This is a genomic window from Mesorhizobium sangaii (assembly GCF_014207355.1).
Lineage (GTDB): Bacteria > Pseudomonadota > Alphaproteobacteria > Rhizobiales > Rhizobiaceae > Mesorhizobium > Mesorhizobium sangaii.
The window spans coordinates 21,484-37,664 of record NZ_JACHEF010000003.1 but is presented as its reverse complement, the minus strand read 5'-3'; the positions used below and the strand labels follow the sequence as shown (position 1 = coordinate 37,664).

General features: G+C 62.3%; 20 protein-coding genes, 1 other RNA gene and 2 pseudogenes. 9 read left to right on the top strand and 14 right to left on the bottom strand.

Translation table 11 applies throughout. The annotated features are described in order from the left end of the window. Positions 1-75: 75 nt before the first annotated feature. From HNQ71_RS15210 to HNQ71_RS15190, 5 genes are all read right to left on the bottom strand, one after another. Positions 76-264, bottom strand: a complete 189-nt coding sequence (locus tag HNQ71_RS15210) for a DUF2065 domain-containing protein (RefSeq protein ID WP_095087125.1) — start codon at positions 262-264, stop codon at positions 76-78. A 6-nt stretch (positions 265-270) separates the two neighbouring features. Next, complete coding sequence (gene hflC, locus HNQ71_RS15205; protein WP_184873399.1) at positions 271-1,239, bottom strand: protease modulator HflC; 969 nt, start codon at positions 1,237-1,239, stop codon at positions 271-273. Next, entirely contained in the window at positions 1,239-2,351 is a 1,113-nt protein-coding gene (gene hflK, locus HNQ71_RS15200; RefSeq protein ID WP_184873398.1) for an FtsH protease activity modulator HflK, read from the bottom strand. The genes hflC and hflK overlap by 1 nt, the downstream gene beginning before the upstream one ends. Before the next feature lie 149 nt (positions 2,352-2,500). Then, positions 2,501-3,019: a dihydrofolate reductase gene (locus tag HNQ71_RS15195; protein ID WP_184873397.1), complete on the bottom strand. Its 519-nt coding sequence runs from the start codon at positions 3,017-3,019 to the stop codon at positions 2,501-2,503. After that, the gene (locus tag HNQ71_RS15190; RefSeq protein WP_184873396.1) at positions 3,019-4,035 is read right to left on the bottom strand and encodes a DUF4424 domain-containing protein; all 1,017 of its coding nucleotides are present in this window, start codon (positions 4,033-4,035) and stop codon (positions 3,019-3,021) included. Before HNQ71_RS15190 ends, HNQ71_RS15195 begins: the two co-directional genes overlap by 1 nt. A gap of 131 nt (positions 4,036-4,166) precedes the next feature. Between HNQ71_RS15190 and cobF the strand changes: the two genes are divergently transcribed. Next, complete coding sequence (gene cobF, locus HNQ71_RS15185) at positions 4,167-4,940, top strand: precorrin-6A synthase (deacetylating) (protein WP_184873395.1); 774 nt, start codon at positions 4,167-4,169, stop codon at positions 4,938-4,940. A gap of 39 nt (positions 4,941-4,979) precedes the next feature. On the opposite strand, the gene HNQ71_RS15180 is transcribed toward cobF, so the two are convergent. The 4 genes from HNQ71_RS15180 to modA all read right to left on the bottom strand — a co-directional run bounded on the left by HNQ71_RS15180 (position 4,980) and on the right by modA (position 8,027). Further along, the gene (locus HNQ71_RS15180; RefSeq protein WP_095087111.1) at positions 4,980-5,321 is read right to left on the bottom strand and encodes a winged helix-turn-helix domain-containing protein; all 342 of its coding nucleotides are present in this window, start codon (positions 5,319-5,321) and stop codon (positions 4,980-4,982) included. 81 nt (positions 5,322-5,402) lie between these two features. Continuing rightward, positions 5,403-6,515, bottom strand: coding sequence for a molybdenum ABC transporter ATP-binding protein (gene modC, locus HNQ71_RS15175; RefSeq protein WP_184873394.1), 1,113 nt, complete (start codon positions 6,513-6,515; stop codon positions 5,403-5,405). Next, positions 6,512-7,216 (bottom strand): molybdate ABC transporter permease subunit, encoded by a 705-nt coding sequence (gene modB / locus HNQ71_RS15170; protein WP_184873393.1) that lies wholly within the window; start codon positions 7,214-7,216, stop codon positions 6,512-6,514. Before modB ends, modC begins: the two co-directional genes overlap by 4 nt. A gap of 16 nt (positions 7,217-7,232) precedes the next feature. Next, positions 7,233-8,027: a molybdate ABC transporter substrate-binding protein gene (modA, locus tag HNQ71_RS15165; RefSeq protein WP_184873392.1), complete on the bottom strand. Its 795-nt coding sequence runs from the start codon at positions 8,025-8,027 to the stop codon at positions 7,233-7,235. A 149-nt stretch (positions 8,028-8,176) separates the two neighbouring features. Here modA and HNQ71_RS15160 point away from each other — a divergent pair, with 149 nt between their 5' ends. After that, positions 8,177-8,383 (top strand): TOBE domain-containing protein, encoded by a 207-nt coding sequence (locus HNQ71_RS15160; protein ID WP_184873391.1) that lies wholly within the window; start codon positions 8,177-8,179, stop codon positions 8,381-8,383. A gap of 37 nt (positions 8,384-8,420) precedes the next feature. Here HNQ71_RS15160 and HNQ71_RS15155 read toward each other — a convergent pair whose 3' ends face one another. Together HNQ71_RS15155 and HNQ71_RS15150 are read right to left on the bottom strand one after the other, a co-directional pair. Continuing rightward, entirely contained in the window at positions 8,421-9,215 is a 795-nt protein-coding gene (locus tag HNQ71_RS15155) for a thymidylate synthase (protein WP_184873390.1), read from the bottom strand. 224 nt (positions 9,216-9,439) lie between these two features. Continuing rightward, positions 9,440-9,751, bottom strand: a complete 312-nt coding sequence (locus tag HNQ71_RS15150; protein WP_095087099.1) for a DUF2853 family protein — start codon at positions 9,749-9,751, stop codon at positions 9,440-9,442. Between the two features lie 168 nt (positions 9,752-9,919). Between HNQ71_RS15150 and ssrA the strand changes: the two genes are divergently transcribed. Then, positions 9,920-10,280, top strand: a transfer-messenger RNA (tmRNA) gene (gene ssrA, locus HNQ71_RS15145). 107 nt (positions 10,281-10,387) lie between these two features. Then, positions 10,388-10,938, top strand: a pseudogene (locus HNQ71_RS15140) (AAA family ATPase). A 42-nt stretch (positions 10,939-10,980) separates the two neighbouring features. Here the strand turns inward: HNQ71_RS15140 and HNQ71_RS15135 are convergent. Next, a complete protein-coding gene (locus HNQ71_RS15135; RefSeq protein ID WP_184873389.1) occupies positions 10,981-12,186 on the bottom strand; it encodes a multidrug effflux MFS transporter in 1,206 nt (401 codons plus the stop codon). A gap of 189 nt (positions 12,187-12,375) precedes the next feature. Between HNQ71_RS15135 and HNQ71_RS15130 the strand changes: the two genes are divergently transcribed. The 4 genes from HNQ71_RS15130 to HNQ71_RS15115 all read left to right on the top strand — a co-directional run bounded on the left by HNQ71_RS15130 (position 12,376) and on the right by HNQ71_RS15115 (position 14,219). Further along, positions 12,376-13,065 (top strand): TetR/AcrR family transcriptional regulator, encoded by a 690-nt coding sequence (locus HNQ71_RS15130; protein WP_184873388.1) that lies wholly within the window; start codon positions 12,376-12,378, stop codon positions 13,063-13,065. Between the two features lie 118 nt (positions 13,066-13,183). Beyond that, complete coding sequence (locus tag HNQ71_RS15125) at positions 13,184-13,723, top strand: SspB family protein (protein WP_184873387.1); 540 nt, start codon at positions 13,184-13,186, stop codon at positions 13,721-13,723. A 15-nt stretch (positions 13,724-13,738) separates the two neighbouring features. Beyond that, positions 13,739-13,987 (top strand): DUF4169 family protein, encoded by a 249-nt coding sequence (locus HNQ71_RS15120; protein ID WP_184873386.1) that lies wholly within the window; start codon positions 13,739-13,741, stop codon positions 13,985-13,987. Positions 13,988-13,997: 10 nt separating this feature from the next. After that, the gene (locus HNQ71_RS15115) at positions 13,998-14,219 is read left to right on the top strand and encodes a ribbon-helix-helix domain-containing protein (protein WP_184873385.1); all 222 of its coding nucleotides are present in this window, start codon (positions 13,998-14,000) and stop codon (positions 14,217-14,219) included. 37 nt (positions 14,220-14,256) lie between these two features. Here the strand turns inward: HNQ71_RS15115 and HNQ71_RS35825 are convergent, their stop codons facing one another. After that, positions 14,257-14,457 carry a CBS domain-containing protein gene (locus HNQ71_RS35825; protein WP_425492245.1) on the bottom strand — a complete coding sequence of 67 codons (201 nt, stop codon included), beginning with the start codon at positions 14,455-14,457 and terminating at the stop codon, positions 14,257-14,259. Positions 14,458-14,529: 72 nt separating this feature from the next. Beyond that, a pseudogene (locus HNQ71_RS15110) lies at positions 14,530-15,597 on the bottom strand (chloride channel protein); the annotation flags it as partial. A 152-nt stretch (positions 15,598-15,749) separates the two neighbouring features. On the opposite strand from HNQ71_RS15110, the gene HNQ71_RS15105 reads away from it, so the two are divergent. Beyond that, positions 15,750-16,181, top strand: coding sequence for a MarR family winged helix-turn-helix transcriptional regulator (locus HNQ71_RS15105; RefSeq protein WP_184873384.1), 432 nt, complete (start codon positions 15,750-15,752; stop codon positions 16,179-16,181).

Sequence of the window (16,181 nt, the reverse complement as noted above, 5' to 3'; positions counted from 1 at the left end):
AAGTTCGTATCCCGGGATCGAAGTTCGTATCCCCGGGATCGAAGCTCGTATCCCGAAAACCGAAGCTCGCCGCCCTCATCCGCTTCGCACCAGCCAGACGATGCCGACACCGATGGCAATCGCCGCCAGCCCGGCGATCCGCAACGCATTCTCGGGCAGCGACAGCACTTCAGTGGCCAGCTTCCTGGCAAGGCCGGGAAAGCCGCCATAGACCAGACCTTCTATCACAAGGACAAGGCCCATGGCGGCGAGAAAGTCCTGCACCTGCCGCTACGGGCTAGTGCTGGGCTGTGCCGCCGGCGCGGCAGGTGCCGTCGCAGGCGCGGCAGGTACTGGCGAAACCGGCTTCGCCGGCGCCTCCTTGCCGTCGGGATCGCGGAAGAACCGGAAGAACTCCGAGTTCGGCGACAGCACCATGGTCGTCCCGGTGTTGTCCAGCGCCGTGCCATAGGCGTTCATCGACCGATAGAAATCGAAGAAGGCCGGGTCGCGCTTATACGCTTCCGCGAAGGTGGCGCTGCGCTGGGCTTCGCCCTCGCCTCGCAGGATTTCCGACTCTTTGCGCGCTTCGGCAACGATCTCGACCACTTCGCGATCGGCGCGAGCCGTGATGCGCTGTGCCGCTTCGTTGCCGCGTGCCCTCAGCCGCGCAGCCTCTGCAAGGCGTTCGGCCTTCATGCGGTCGTAAGTCTGCTGCGAGACTTCCGCGGTGAGATCGGTACGGCGAATGCGGACATCCTCGATCTGCAGGCCGAGCGACGTGGCGTCGGGCCGGAGCTGATCGCGGACTTCGCGCATCATTACGGCGCGCTGTTCGGAGAGCGCGGCCTCGAAATCGCGCAGACCGTAGACGCGGCGCAAGGCAGCGTCTAGACGCGTCCTGAGCCGAGCTTCGGCCAGTTCGATCTGACCGGACACGGCGGCACGGAAGACGCGCGGATCCGAGATGCGATAGGCGATGAAGGCATCGACCTCATAGAACTTGCCGCCCGACACCTGGACGCGGATGTTGTCGAGGTCGAAGCGCAGCACACGGTTCTCGATCAGTTGCACAGTATCGGCGTCGAAGAACGAGAACGGCGCCTTGAAGTAGATGCCGGGCTCGCTCTTGACGTCGACGATCTCGCCGAACCTGAGCACCAGCGCCTGCTGACGCGCATTGACCACGAACACCGACGAATAGAGCAGGAACAGGATGATGGCGGCGGCGACGACGATGATGGGGAGACGATTGGCCATTACTGGTTACCTCCCGTCGCGGCAGCAGGGGCGGCCGGTGCCGGCGCTTTCGGCTGCAATGCCGGCAGCGGCAGATAGGGAACGACCCCTTGCCCGTTGCCCTGCTCGACGATCACCTTGTTCGAATCCTTCAGAACTCTCTCCATGGTTTCCAGATAGAGGCGCTTGCGTGTCACATCCGGCGCCTTGGCATATTCGTCATAGACCGAGATGAAGCGCTGCGCCTCGCCTTCGGCTTCCTGCACGACCCGGTTCTTGTAGGCGGCCGCGTCTTCGCGGACCTGTGCGGCCTCGCCACGCGCCTGGCCGAGCTTCTGGTTGGAGTACTGGTTGGCCTGCTCGACGAACTTGTCTTCGTCCTGCTCGGCACGCTGCACCTCGTCGAACGCATCGGCCACCTCGCGTGGCGGTGCTGCATCCTCGATCGAGACGGCGTTGACGTTGAGGCCGGCCTTGTAGCCGTCCAGCGTGGTCTGGATGATTTCGCGAACCGAGGCGGCGATGCCCTGGCGGTCATCGCGGAAGATGTCCTGCGCCGGCCGGCGACCGACGGCTTCGCGCATGGCGCTTTCGGCAACCTGCCGCAGCATGCCGTCGGGATCTGAGACGTCGAACAGATAGGCCCGAGGGTCGGAGACCTGATAAGCCACCGAGAACTGGACGTTGACGATGTTCTGGTCGCCTGAAAGCATCAGGCCGTTGCCGCTGGTGTTGCCGCCGCCAATGTCGACGAGCTGTTCGGAAATCTTCGCCGTCTCGACCGTTTCGAGCGGCCACCAATGGAAATGCAGGCCGGGCTGCGACAGTTCGGCCTTCGGCTTACCGAAGCGCAGTTCAACCGCGACCTCGTCGGGCTGCACGGTGTAAACCGCCTGAAATGCCCACAGCACCACGAGTGCTGCCGCGATCAGCGCGAAAATAGCCGGGCTCGCGCCACCGCCACCCGGCAGTGCGCGCCGGAGCCTGTCCTGGCCGCGGCGGATGATGTCTTCGAGATCGGGAGGCGAGCCCTGCGGGCCGCTCGGTCCCTTTGGTCCCTGCCCCCAGGGTCCCTGATTGTTGCCGCCGCCGCCCCATGGGCCGCCGCCGCCGCTTTTATCGTTCCAGGGCATGAATGTCCTTTCGCATAGAATTCCCTCAAGCGCCGGTATTATGGCGCGAAATCCAGTATCGTTCTTCTATAGGGACGCCACGAGACGCTTTCAACGCGATGCGTTGCCGACTTCGTCCGATTTGGTCCGGTCGCGACCCTTTGTCGTCTTCAATGCACGTCGCGGCGACGCTCGTAAACCGAATAGCGTGTCGCGTGGCTGTCCTTTTCCCCCGCCGGAACCTCCTGTGAGCTGACCATACGCCAGGAATTGGGATCGATCGGCGGGAAATGCGCATCGCCGTCGACCGTTGCCAGCACATGGGTGACGTGCAGCCGGTCGGCCAGCGGCAGCGCCTGGGCGTAGATTTCGCCGCCGCCGATGACGCAGACCTCGTCCACACCGGCCATGCAGCGCCCGCGCACCGTGGCCAGCTGGATCGCGGCTTCGAGTGAATGGGCCACCTCGATGCCCTCGGCGCGCCAGGCCTTGTCGCGGGTGACCACGATGTTCAGTCTGCCCGGCAGTGGCCGGCCGATGCCTTCAAAGGTCTTGCGGCCCATGATGATCGGCTTGCCCATCGTGTCGGCCTTGAAACGCTTGAGATCGGTTGACAGGCGCCAGGGCAGCCCGCCATCCCGCCCGATCACGCCGTTCTCGGCAATGGCAACATAAATCGCAACATGCATCAGTTGGCATCCCCGCCATTGTTGTCCGTCGGATCAAGGAGCAGGATGTCGATGTCGTGCTCGGGATAGAAATCGTCCGCCGTCATCTCGAACGTCGTCGGCCCGACCTTTTTGACATTGTCGCCGCAGAACGAGACCAGCGCTTTCGGATTGACCTTGTCGACGGTCAGCTTGAACTTACCGATGGTGCCCGCCGCCCAGTTGCCGCCGGTGGTCAGGACATAGGCGATGCGGCTTTCGTTGTACGGGGGATAGCCGTCTGGACCATCCTTCGCCGCCTTGCGCACCGCGTTCTCGAAGGTGTCGTCCATGCAGTAACGGGTCTTGTAGCTGGCATATTGGCCCTGGAACTTGCCGTCGAAGAAAAAGCTGACCGAAGACGTGCCGCCGACGCTCGGCTTGTAACGGTGCGAGACGTGAACGTCCTTGTTGGCCGGAAAGGTCGAGCGCCACCAGTAGGTCGACCGCAATTGCCAGAACGGCGCGTAGTTGGGTTTCGCGCCGGGACTATCGTCAATCGTGTCCTCGATGATGATGCCGCGGTTGACCCAATCGTCGGCCACCGCTTGCGACAGCTTTGCCAATGCAGCCTTCGCCTCGTCGCCAAACGGGTTGAACGGCACATTCTGCGCCTTCAGATCGGCACCGATGTCGATGCCGAGCGCGAACACCTTCTGCTCGAGCTGTGGCTTGGCGGCGACACCGTCGATCGTCACCTCGAAGCCGAGAAAATTGTCGCTCTGATTTTCAGGGATTGCCGGCATCTCCTCGGGATCGCCAGAAATGTCGGGCATCGGGAAAGCGACGATCGCGTCGACATCCTTGTCGGTGTTGTTGTGGAAGACGTAGTCGACCGTCACCTTTTCCGGCGAGATGAAGAGGTCCTCGCTTTGCATCGACACGGCATCGCTGCGGGACAGGATCAGGCCGCCGGTGCCGAGTTCGGCAACCGAATCATTGGCGAATGCAGGCGCGGCTGAAAGCGCCAGCGCGGCGATCAGGACAAATCTCAACATGGAAGCCCCCTCGGCTAGAATGCCGACACGACCCTAGCCGTTTCAATGTGGCGTTTCAAAGCCCTTCCGCATCCGCGGGCTCGCCATGGCGCTCTGGACTAACAGGTTCCGATCGGGCAGGAGATCGTTCCATGCGCAAGCTTCTCGTCATCGGCATCGGCGCCGGCAATCCAGACCACATGACCGTTCAGGCCATAAACGGCCTCAATTGCGCCGACGTGCTGTTCATCCCCGACAAGGGCGCGAAAAAGAACGACCTTGCCGACCTGCGCCGCCAGATCTGGGATCGCTTCGTCACCAATCCGAAGTCGCGCCGCGTCGAATTCGACGTGCCGGTGCGCGCCGAGCCGGCGCCCTCCTACCGCTCGACGGTCGACGACTGGCACGAGGCCATTGCCGCCATCTACGAAGCCCTGATCCGCGACGAGATTGCAAAGGATGGCTGCGGTGCATTTCTGATCTGGGGCGATCCCTCGCTCTACGACAGCGCGCTGCGCATCCTCGAGCGCGTGCGCCTGAGAGGCAATGTCGCGTTCGAACTGGAGGTCATTCCAGGCATCACCGCTATCCAGGCGCTTGCCGCCAGCCACAAAATGGCGCTGAACCGCATCGGCGATTCCGTCCTGGTCACCACCGGCCGCCGCCTCACCCAGGAGGGCCTGGCCGACAATGCCGGCAGCACGGTTGTCATGCTGGACGGAAAATGCGCGTTCAACACACTTGCCGACAAGGATGTCGTCATCCACTGGGGCGCCTATCTCGGCACAGCGGACGAGATTATTCTCTCGGGCCGGATCGGCGATGTCGGCTCGGAGATCGAAAGGGTCCGCGAGGAAGCCCGTCTGCAAAAGGGCTGGATCATGGATACGTATCTGCTGCGCAAGCCTGGCGAGCCGGAAGAATAGCCTGCGACTACCTTTGGCAGGTGAAGCGCTCGGCACCTTTCATCCGGCATCGATTTCAGCCTGCAACGCCTCCATGTGCGTCGCAGCCGCAGCCGCAGCCGCGCGCTCGATGGCTCGGAAGCGGCTGACCACAGCAAGGCCCACCGCCGTCAGTTGCGCGCCGCCGCCCTTGCGGCCACCGGTCTGCGCCGCGACCAGCGGCTTGCCGAACACCCGGTTCATGTCCTCGACCAGGTCCCAGGCGTGCTTGTAGGACATTTCCATGCCACGCGCGGCGGCAGAGATCGAGCCGAAGGCGGCGATCTGCTCCAGAAGCTCGATTTTGCCCGGTCCGATGCGCCCGTCGGGGTCGAGATTTATCCGCAAGCTCAGCGACGGCATTTTTGCTCCTCCGCGGTCACGTCCGATGCCATACTAGAAGCTCCTCAGCGATACCGCTATTCCAAAAAAACATAGCGACGGTCAGCCATCCGCCTCGGCGGGCAGGCCAACGCCGGTGTTTGCCCGGTCGAAGCTCACCGTCTTGACCACCGCGAAAACCTTCCCGCCGAGCCGAAGCTTCAGCCCTTGCCGTGACTGCTCGGTGATGCGGGCCAGCACGGCTGCGCCGTTGCAGTCGATGCCGACCTCGACTGTCGCGCCCTCGCCCGGGCTGATGGCGACAATGGTGCCCGGCAGAATGTTGAGCGCGCTGAGGCCTGTCGGTTTCTCCGTTGCGATCATCACGTCGCGGGCGCGGATGCGGACGCGCACACGCGCCCCTGTGTTCATCGCCAGGCGCGGCACCCGGATCTCGCCGGCGGCCGAGCCGAGCACGGTCATGCCGAAAACCGCGTCATGGTGCAGCACCTTCGTGTCCAGCACGGCGCCGCCCTCGCCGCGTTCCTCCGCCGGCAGCAGGTCGAGCCTTTGCATCACCGCCTCGGTCGGTCCGCTGGCGATGACATGGCCTTGCGCCAGCGTCACCACGTCGCTGGCCAGCCGCGCCACCTCGGCAACCGAATGGCTGACATAGACGATCGGGATTTTCGTCTCGTCGCGCAGGCGCTCGATATAGGGCAGGATCTCAGCTTTGCGCGCCTCGTCGAGCGAGGCCAGCGGTTCGTCCATGAGCAGCAATCTGGGGCTGGCCAGCAACGCCCGGCCGATCGCCACGCGCTGCTTCTCGCCGCCCGAGAGCTTTGCCGGTCGCCTGTCCAGCAGCGGGCCAATGCCGAGCAATTCGACAACGGCATCCATCTCGGCGTAGCGCTCCGTTGCCCGCGTGAACCAGCGGCCATAGCGCAAATTGCTGGCCACGCTCATGTGCGGAAACAAGCGTGCATCCTGGAACACCATGCCGATGCGGCGCCTGTGCTTCGGCACGAAAATGCCAGCGCCCGTGTCGATCAGCACGCGGCCATCGACCTCGATGCGCCCTTTATCAGGCCGGATCAGCCCGGCGATCATGTCGATCAGCGTCGTCTTGCCGGACCCGGAGGGTCCGAACAACGCCGTCAGTCGCCCGGCGCTCTCGAAGCGAACGTCGATGGCGAAATCGCCGACGCGATGGCTGATGTCGACGAGGACGGTCATTCGATGTCCATCCGCCTTCCGACACGCCGAGCCAGCACCTCCGAAGCGACCAGTGCGGCCATCGAGATGACAATGGAGATCAGCGTCAGTCTGAGCGCGCCTTCATCACCGCCCGGCACTTGCGTGAAGGTATAGATCGCCGACGGCAGTGTCTGCGTCTCATTGGGGATGTTGGATACGAAGGTGATGGTCGCGCCGAACTCGCCCATCGCCTTGGCAAAAGACAGTATGGCGCCGGCGATCAATCCGGGCAGCATCAGGGGCAGCGTGATGGTGGCGAACACCCAGTAGGGATTTGCGCCGAGCGTTCCCGCCGCTGCTTCCATCTTGCGGTCCACCGCCTCGATCGACAGCCGGATCGCACGCACCATCAGGGGAAAGCCCATGACGCCACAAGCGAGCGCCGCACCCGTCCAGCGAAACGAGAAGACGATACCGAAATGCTCGGCCAGGAAGGCGCCAGCCGGCCCTCGCTTGCCGAAGGTCAGCAGCAGCAGATAGCCCGTCACCACCGGCGGCAGGATCAGCGGCAGATGGACCAGGCCATTGAGCAGCGTCTTGCCCCAGAATTGTCCTCGGGCAAGCAGCAGCGCGATCAATATGCCCGGCGGCAGACTGGCGAGCATCGCCACCGTCGCCACCTTGATCGACAGCCGGACCGCATTCCATTCGTCGGGAGTGAGGTCCAGCAGCCAGTTCATGCGTTGGTTTCGTACCTCAATTGCTCGGCGTCAGGACAGTAAATCCGTGCTCCTTGAACAGCGCACCAGCCTTGGCCGACTGCAGGCATTTCAGGAAAGCCAGCGTATCCTTGTCCTTCGAATCGGCGGTCTGGGCAACCGGATAGATGATCGGCGGATGCGAATCCTCCGGGAAGGTGCCGACCACCTTGACGCCCTTCTCGGCATTCGCATCGGTGGCGTAGACGATGCCGAGGGCGGCTTCGCCGGTCGAAACCAGCTTCAGCGCCGCGCGCACATTCTCGGCCTGCGCCACCTTGCCTTCGACCGACGACCAGACACCGAGCGATTCAAGCGCGGCCTTGCCATATTTGCCGGCCGGCACAGCCTTGAAGTCGCCCATGGCAAGCCTGCCGTCGCCAATCAGTTTGGCAAGGTCAAAACCTTTCTCGATCTTGGTTTCAACGCCCGAGTCCTTCGGCGCCACCAGCACGATCTCGTTGCCGAGCAGCTTCACTTCGGTGTCCGGCTTTGTCAGCTTCTTGTCGGAGAGATACTTCATCCAGTCGAGGTCGGCCGAAATGAAGACGTCGGCAGGTGCGCCGCCCTCGATCTGCTTGGCCAGCGCCGAGCTTGCGGCGTAGGAGACGGTCGCCGGTTCGCCGACATCGGCCGCGCATGCCTTGTTCACCGCGTCGAGCGCGTCCTTCAGGCTGGCCGCGGCAAACACCACCACCTTGTCTTCCGCATGCGCTGCCGGCACTGCCGCCATCAGTGCCGCGGCAAAACCGCCAATGGCGATCGCTCTCAATCCGAAACCTTTGCGCGTCATGGAAAACTCCCCAGGGTTTGAAATCCGATCGGCTCGAAGCCTGCCAACCGATATATCCGTATGAATATAACAAGGGAAGGCCCCGTATCCCTGTGCGACATCGATTGTTCTGGTAAGACGGGCAAAGAAACCCCGGAAAGGAAACTTCGATGAAGATCAGCGCCCGCAATATCCTCAAGGGAACGATCACCGAGATCGTCAAGGGAGCCACCACTTCGCATGTCAGGATCGACATTGGCGGCGCCGTCGTCACCGCGTCGATCACCAACGAGGCCGTCGCCGACCTGAAGCTCGAAAAGGGCAAGCAGGCCTATGCTGTGGTCAAGGCTTCGGACGTGATGGTCGGCATCGACTGATCGGTGCCCGATTTCGAGGGTAGGCGATCGGCGGGGCTTAGACCGCGATCGGCGCCTTGATCGACGCGTCGGCGACGTAGTTTTCCAGCAGGAAATCCTCGAAGCGGAAGGCGAACAGGTCCTTCACCTCCGGATTGATCCACATCGTCGGCAGCGCCCTTGGCGTACGCCGCAATTGTTCGCGCGCCTGTTCGAAATGATTCGAATAGAGATGCGCGTCACCGAGCGTATGGACGAAATCGCCGGGCTTCAGCCCGGTCACCTGCGCCACCATCAGGGTCAGCAGCGCGTAGGAAGCGACGTTGAACGGCACGCCAAGGAAGATATCGGCCGAACGCTGGTAGAGCTGGCAGGAAAGCCGGCCCTCGGAAACATAGAACTGGAACAGGCAGTGGCATGGCGGCAGCGCCATGGCTTCCACCTCGGCCGGGTTCCAGGCTGAAACGATCAGCCGCCGCGATTGAGGATTGCGGCGTATCTCTTTCAAAAGATTTGCTATCTGGTCGATGGAACCGCCATGGCCATCCGGCCACGAGCGCCATTGTTTGCCGTAGACCGGGCCGAGATCGCCATTCTCGTCGGCCCATTCGTCCCAGATCGAAACGCCATGGTCGGTGAGGTATTTGATGTTGGTGTCGCCGGCCAGGAACCACAGCAGTTCATGGATGATCGACTTCAAATGCAGCTTCTTGGTGGTGGTGACGGGAAAGCCGCGCGCCAGGTCGAAACGCATCTGGTAGCCAAACACGGAGCGCGTGCCGGTGCCGGTGCGATCGCCGCGATCGGCACCGTTGTCCAGCACATGCTGCAAGAGGTCAAGATATTGGCGCATCGGTATCCGGCTCGATTCGAGATTTCACCAATCATAGCGCATGTGTGGGCTGACGCCACGCTTGTCTGAAGTCTTCCCCGGCGGAGAGACCTTTTCAGAATTCGCTCTGGCGAGTCGAATAGCGTGGCTTTCGAGAACCGGAGCGGAGCGTACTGGAGTACGTGAGCACCGGAAGCGCAGAAAACCGCGCTAGTCGGCCGCTAGAGCAGAATTATCAAAAGGTCTCAGAGGGAGCCGAGCTTGCCCAGATCCTTGGCGACGAGGTAATAGAAAGTCACCCGGTTCTTGGTGTTGTCGGCGGCCATCGCCTTGCAGACCTTTTCGATCGACGCGTCAGCCTTCTTGTCGTCTGATATGCCAAGCTTCTTCGACACCCACCCGGCCTTGACGCGGTCGAGTTCCTTCGGGTCGGTGCAGGACACCAGCGAGGAATCGCGGTTCCTGAGCGCAATGCCCAGATGCTTCACGATCTTGTCGACCACGTCGGCGCTTGCCGCGGCGTCATATTTCTTCACGTCTGCAAGATAGTCGGCCATCAGAATTCCCCTCGTCGGCGCCACCGATCGATCGATGAGGGCTGTGGCGCGCTGCTGCAACTTGTGCGCTAGGTCGGTAACTCCTCACCGCCGCAAAGCTTCGGTTGAGACCGCGCCCAAGTCAACCCTTGGCAATGCGGTTTTGGCGTGGGGACAAAGTGCCATTGCGGCCTTTCATTTTCCACCACGGGCCCCTATATTCGTTTTGTCGGCTTGACCGACTATGGCGATAAATGGGCGATGAAATAAGCCGTTCGGACCCGGGGGCGGTACCCGGCGCCTCCACCAAAAGCTGCTGCTGAGTACAGGGCGGTTTTTGCTGGGGGCGAAATAGGATCGACGAAGGTGTAAAGATCGTACTTTTGCTCGGCATTGTACCACCGTCATCGGGCTAAACTTATAGTTGCCAACGACAACTATGCGGAAGCACGTCTCGCTGCTTAATGCGGTGCGATAGCTTCAATTCAAGTCCTAGAGGTTCGCACTTCTAGGCGGGGTTCGGAGGTACCTGGCAACAGAAACCTCCACTTCTCCCCTCCTTCAATACGCCTCACGCGCAACGGCTTCGGCTGATCAGTCCTTTGCACCGCCCGCGAAGGGCGCAGCCCCGCGTGCCCCGTTCTCCACGGACGATAGATGCAAAACGATTCCGATCGATTCTTCGTGCTGACCGGCGGTCCGGGCTCCGGCAAGACCACTTTGATCGAAGCCTTGCGCCGGGCAGGCTTTGCCACCTCGGTCGAAGCCGGTCGCGGCATCATCCGCGACCAGTCCGCCATAGGCGGGACTGCCCTGCCCTGGCACGATCGCGCGCTGTTTGCCGAGCTGATGCTGTCGTGGGAGATGCGCTCCTATCAGGTCGCGTGCGAACAGACAGGCGCGGTCTTTTTTGATCGCGGCGTGCCGGACACGCTTGGTTATCTGCGCCTGACCGGACTGCCCGTTCCCGAGCAATTCATGCATGCCGCCGAACGCTTCCGCTATGCCAGGCGCGTCTTCGTTGCTCGCCATGGCCCGACATCTTCACGCAGGACGCCGAAAGAAGGCAGACGCTCGACGAGGCCGAGCGCACCTATCATGTGCTGGTCAATACCTACACCGAACTAGGCTATGAACTGGTCCCGCTGCCTTTGGCGTCGGTCGAGGCGCGGCTGTGCTTTTTGCTGGCCGAGGCAGGATTAACATAAAAAGGCCGGGACGATCCCGGCCTTTGTATGGATTGTGATCGCTTATTCCGCCGGTGCCTCTACGGCTTCGCGCGAGCGGCCGAGCGTGACCTTGGCCAGCGTGAAGGAAATCACCGCGCACAGCGTGATGCCGGCTACCATCGGCAGCGGCGTGCCGTCGAAGAACACCCCGGCGACGCCCATGGCGATCGCACCGATGGCGAAGTGCAGCGTGCCCATCAATGCCGAAGCCGTGCCGGCGATCTCGCCATGCTCTTCCATGGCCAGCACCGAGGTGGTCGGGATCACCAGGCCGAGGAAGCCGTAGCCGACAAACAGCAGCGCCGCCATCATGTCGAGCCGGTCGATGCCTGTCGCCATCACCGCGAACAGCACCACCATCGTCGTCGCGTAGCCAGTCACCGCGACACGCACCACGCGCCGCAGCCCGAAGCGCTCGGCCAGCAGGCCCGTCAGCTGCGACATGCCGATGAAGGCGACCGCATTGATCGAGAAGAACACGCTGTAGACCGAAGGCGAAAGCCCGTAATGGTCGATCAGGATGAATGACGAGCTCGACAGATAGACGAAGAAGCTCGCAATGCCGAAACCGGCGATCGCCACCAGACCGAGGAAGTTGCGGTCGCCCATCAGGAAGCGGTAGCCGGAAAGCGCGGTTGCAAAGGAGGAACCGGCGCGGTCTTCCACCGGCCGCGTCTCCTTGAGCGAAGTCGCCAACAGGATGGTGGCAAGCACTGCCGCACCCGTCACCGTCCAGAACACGGCGCGCCAGCCGAAATTCTCGATGATCTGGCTGCCGGTCAGCGGCGCCAGGATCGGCGACACCGAAAATACCAGCATCAGCAGCGACATCAATTTGGCAGCCTCATTGCCGGTGTGCAGGTCACGCACGATAGCGCGTGGTATGGCCATGCCGGCGCTCGCGCCAAGGCCCTGCAGGAAGCGGAAAGCGATCAGCCACTCGATGGTCGGCGCCATTGCCGAGCCGATGCCGCCGATCATGAACAACGCAAGGCCGCCATAGAGCGGCAGCTTGCGGCCGACCATGTCGGAGATCGGCCCGACGACGATCTGGCCGAAACCCATCGACAGGAAGAAGATCAACAGGCTCATCTGCACGGCGGCAGTGCCGGCGTGCAGATCCGCGCCGATCGAAGGCAGCGCGGGCAGATACATGTCGATGGCGAACGGGCCGATTGCGGACAACAGGCCGAGCACGACCGCGATGCGGAGGAATTTGGGACTCATGATAAAGGCTTCTTTCGAATCTGGTTGCCGCTGCAGGCCGGCGCGTAACCCAAGTACGTTCCATCCCCTGAAATTCCGACTCTCCAACAGCGAATTCTCTTCGTCTCTCCGGAGCCAAATCTCTTCGTATTGTGTCCACAAATTTAGACACTCTTGTCTAATTCGTCAATCACCTCTATATAGATTTCTATGAAGCTGCACGTTTCTCCTGACACTTTCCCGCCACGCGGCCATGAGGCCAAGCGCATATCGATCGTCGACGCCGCCGCTGGAGTCTTCTGCCGCGAAGGATATGCCGGCGCCAACATCGACCTGATCGCGGCCGAGGCCGGCGTCTCACGCCAGACCGTCTATAACCATCATGGCGACAAGGAAAAATTGTTCGTCGCCGTGGTGCGCGATCTGACCGAGCGCTGCAATGCCGGCATTTTCGCTACCATTGCCACCTTCCCCGATCAGCCCAAGGACCTCGAAGCCGATCTGATCGGCTTTGCCGTGCGCTTGAACCAGAACTGCATCTGCAACCGCGACGGAAAATTCCTGCGCAAGCTGATCCAAACCGAAGGCGAGCGCTATCCCGAGCTGTTTGCCGAGTGGCTCGAACAGGGCCCAGGCCGGACATGGCCGGCAATCGCCGCCCGTTTCGCAAGGCTGGCTTATGGTGGTTACCTCGCGATCGAGGATCCCGATGTGGCGGCACGCCAGTTTCTCGGTCTCGTCAATGCCGAGTTGCAGACGACCTTCATGCTCGGCGGCACGCCGAGCGAAGACGAGGTGCTCCAGTCGGCAACCAATGGCGTGCGCACCTTCCTGCGTGCCTTCGGCAAGCGCCGGTCCGTCACATCGGTTGAAAAGCAGGCTGCGCTCGCCGGCACCTGAGCGATCAAATCGCCGGCAATAATCCTCGTCTCGGTGCGGAGGTGATCTATATGCGGTTTACGCCGCGCTCAAGCTTGATTACAGCTATGCGGACGATTCAACGGAACCCGACCGCCACATGGCCGACGACCACATCCGCTACGACATTCTGGCCCAGGAGGCGTTGCGCGGCGTCATGCGCAAGGTCCTGGCCGAAGTCGCGCGCACCGGCCTTCCCGGCAACCACCACTTCTTCATCACCTTCCTGACCGGCGCGCCGGGCGTGCGCGTGTCGTCGCGGCTGCGCGAGCGCTATCCCGAGCAGATGACCATCGTCATCCAGTTCCAGTATTGGGACCTGAAGGTAACCGACACCGGCTTCGAGGTCGGCCTGTCCTTCTCCGACGTGCCGGAGAAACTCGAAATCCCCTTCTCGGCCGTGCGCGGCTTCTATGATCCTTCGGTCAATTTCGAACTCGAATTCGACGTCAAGACGGACGGTGTCGCCGAGGAACCAGCCGCCGAAGCCTCGCCCGAGCCGCTGACCATCGTCTCCGAGAAAAAGCCCAAGGCCGAGAAGAAGGCTGCCGCCGCCGAGCCGGAGAAGAAGCCCGCTGCTGCCGACGCCGCCACCAAGGGCGCCGAAGTGGTCTCGCTCGACGCCTTCCGCAAGAAATAATCCACGCTTCGCGCCATGGCCGACATCGTCAACCTCCGCCAAGCCCGTAAGCAGAAGGCGCGGGACGAGAAGATGCGCGCCGCCGAACAGAACCGGGCCCTGCACGGCCGTTCCAAGGTCGAAAAGGAACGCGACCGCATGATCGCCGACAAGAGCGACAAATTCGTCGCTGGCCACCGTCGCGAACCCTTTGGCGACAAAGACAACCAGAACATTGGACCGCGCGGCGGCTTTCGGATGAATCCGATGCTTAGAGCAAAATGAGCAGTCCGCAGTGAGCGCCGTCGAAAAGCGCTCGGTGACCATTCGCGGCCACCGCACCAGCTATTCGCTCGAAAAACCCTTCTATGACGATCTTGTCGCGATCGCGGCGACCAGAAAGCTGACGCTCGCCGCTCTTGTCGCCGAAGTCGACGAGACGCGGCCTCGCGACACCAACCTGTCTTCGGCGCTCCGGCTCTTTGTCCTGCAGTGGGCAAAGCGCGGCGCCGGCTAAATCTTTGTCTTTGCGCACTTCCGGACGGAAAACCGTTTCACCTTTTCCTGGAATTGCTTCTAGGGCTCTCGACCGCGTCCGCCTTTTTCGTACGTCTGGTGCCGAAAAAAAGGGTCGAGCGATCGCGTTCCTCGGCCTGTCTCCTCGACCGCACGCGCATGAGATCCTTCCAGCCGACAAAACCGACCAGTTGCAGGCCGTCACGGGTGACGACAGGCAGATGAGAGACGTTGGCCAGCAGCAGCTTGTCAGAGAGACCCTCCAGATACTCATCCGGATAGGCCAGCGTGATCTTGCTGCCGGCCAGCAGTTCGCCAAGCGTCGTGGTGCGGTGCGTGCCGGCGCGTCTCCAGCGCAGGATCGCCGGCGGATCGATCAGACCGAGCACATGCCCGTTCTCGTCGACGACGGGAAAACTCGGATGCCGCGTTTCCGGCGCCGTCAGGAACGCCGCCGCGCCATCCGGCACGCTCTCGACCTGAGAGGTCATCACTTCGCGCACCCTGGTCAGGGCGAAGGGATCGACACGGTATTCGCGAACCAGATGGTGTCCCCTTCTGGCGATCTTCTCGGTCAGGATCGAACGCTTCATCAAAAGCACGTTGACTGTATGTGCGGCCGCGCAGGCCGCGACCAACGGCACCAGCATGTGCGTGTTGCCGGTCAGCTCGACGGCAAAGAAGGTTGCGGTCAACGGCGCCATCGCATCGTGCCGCCCATGGTGGCGGCCATGGCCAGCAGCGCCCAGAAGCCGGGATCGGCCGCACGCAGAACGCCGGCGGCTCCATTCGAAAAGCAGCAGTTCGACCGCCAGCATGATGGCCGCGATCGGTGTGCCGAAGACCGTGGTCATGCCGGCCGCCGCACCTGCCACCAGCAGCGTCTTGCGCTCATTGTCGCTGACCGGCAGCATCTGCGCGATCAGCGAGCCGATCGCGCCGCCCGTCATGATGATCGGGCCCTCGGCGCCGAACGGGCCGCCCGAGCCGATCGAAATCGCCGACGAGAGCAGCTTCAGGATCGCAACCTTGGCGTCGAGCCTGGAACGCCCGAGCAGGATCGCCTCGATTGCCTCCGGAATACCGTGGCCGCGGATCTTCTCGCTGCCGAAGCGCGCCATCACCCCAATGATCAGCGCACCAATCACCGGGACGACGACAGAGACAAGTCCAAGCGGCGTGTCCTGCAGCTTCAGATCGGCAAGCGTGAACTGGCCAAAATAGGCAATGTTGGTGGCAAGCCGGATCAGTTTCAAAAGCGCGATGCCGGCAAACAACCCCGCCGTTGCCACCACCACGGCGATGGCGGCGACGAGCAGCACCCTGGCATCGGTGGTGAAATCCCTGAGATGACCGGGATTTGAGTGATTGGGCTTCATGACGGACTTTGCTTTCTGGCGGCGAGCCGTATCTCGCGGCATGGTCGAGGCGGCCAGCCGGCTTTGTCGACTGGCTATGTATCGTAACACGATATAAATATTCAAGCCGGTTTTGCTCGAAATCCGTTTGAGCTTTCCCGGAAAACGAACAAATGTCTGGTATGACGCAGCCGCAGAAACCTCGCCCCGCCATCAAGCAGTCCGACTACCAGCGGCTGTCCGAATTTCGCTACCTGATCCGGCGCTTCCTCGAATTCAGCCAAATCCAGGCGGAAGACGCCGGCCTGACGCCGCGCCAGCATCAGGCGCTGCTTGCAATCAAGGGATTCCCAGGCGGCGGACCTGTGACGGTTGGCGATCTGGCGGAGCGCCTTCGCATTCGCCATCACAGCGCCGTCGAGCTGATCAACCGCCTTTGCGAGGCAGGGCTGGTGGCAAGGGATCAGGACAAGGATGACCATCGCCGCGTGCTGCTGCGGCTGACCGAGCGCGCCGACGATTGTCTGGCCGAGCTGTCGGCAGCACATCTCGACGAGCTGTCGCGCATCGAACCCATGCTCAAGCGCCTGCTCGTCCGTGAGTGA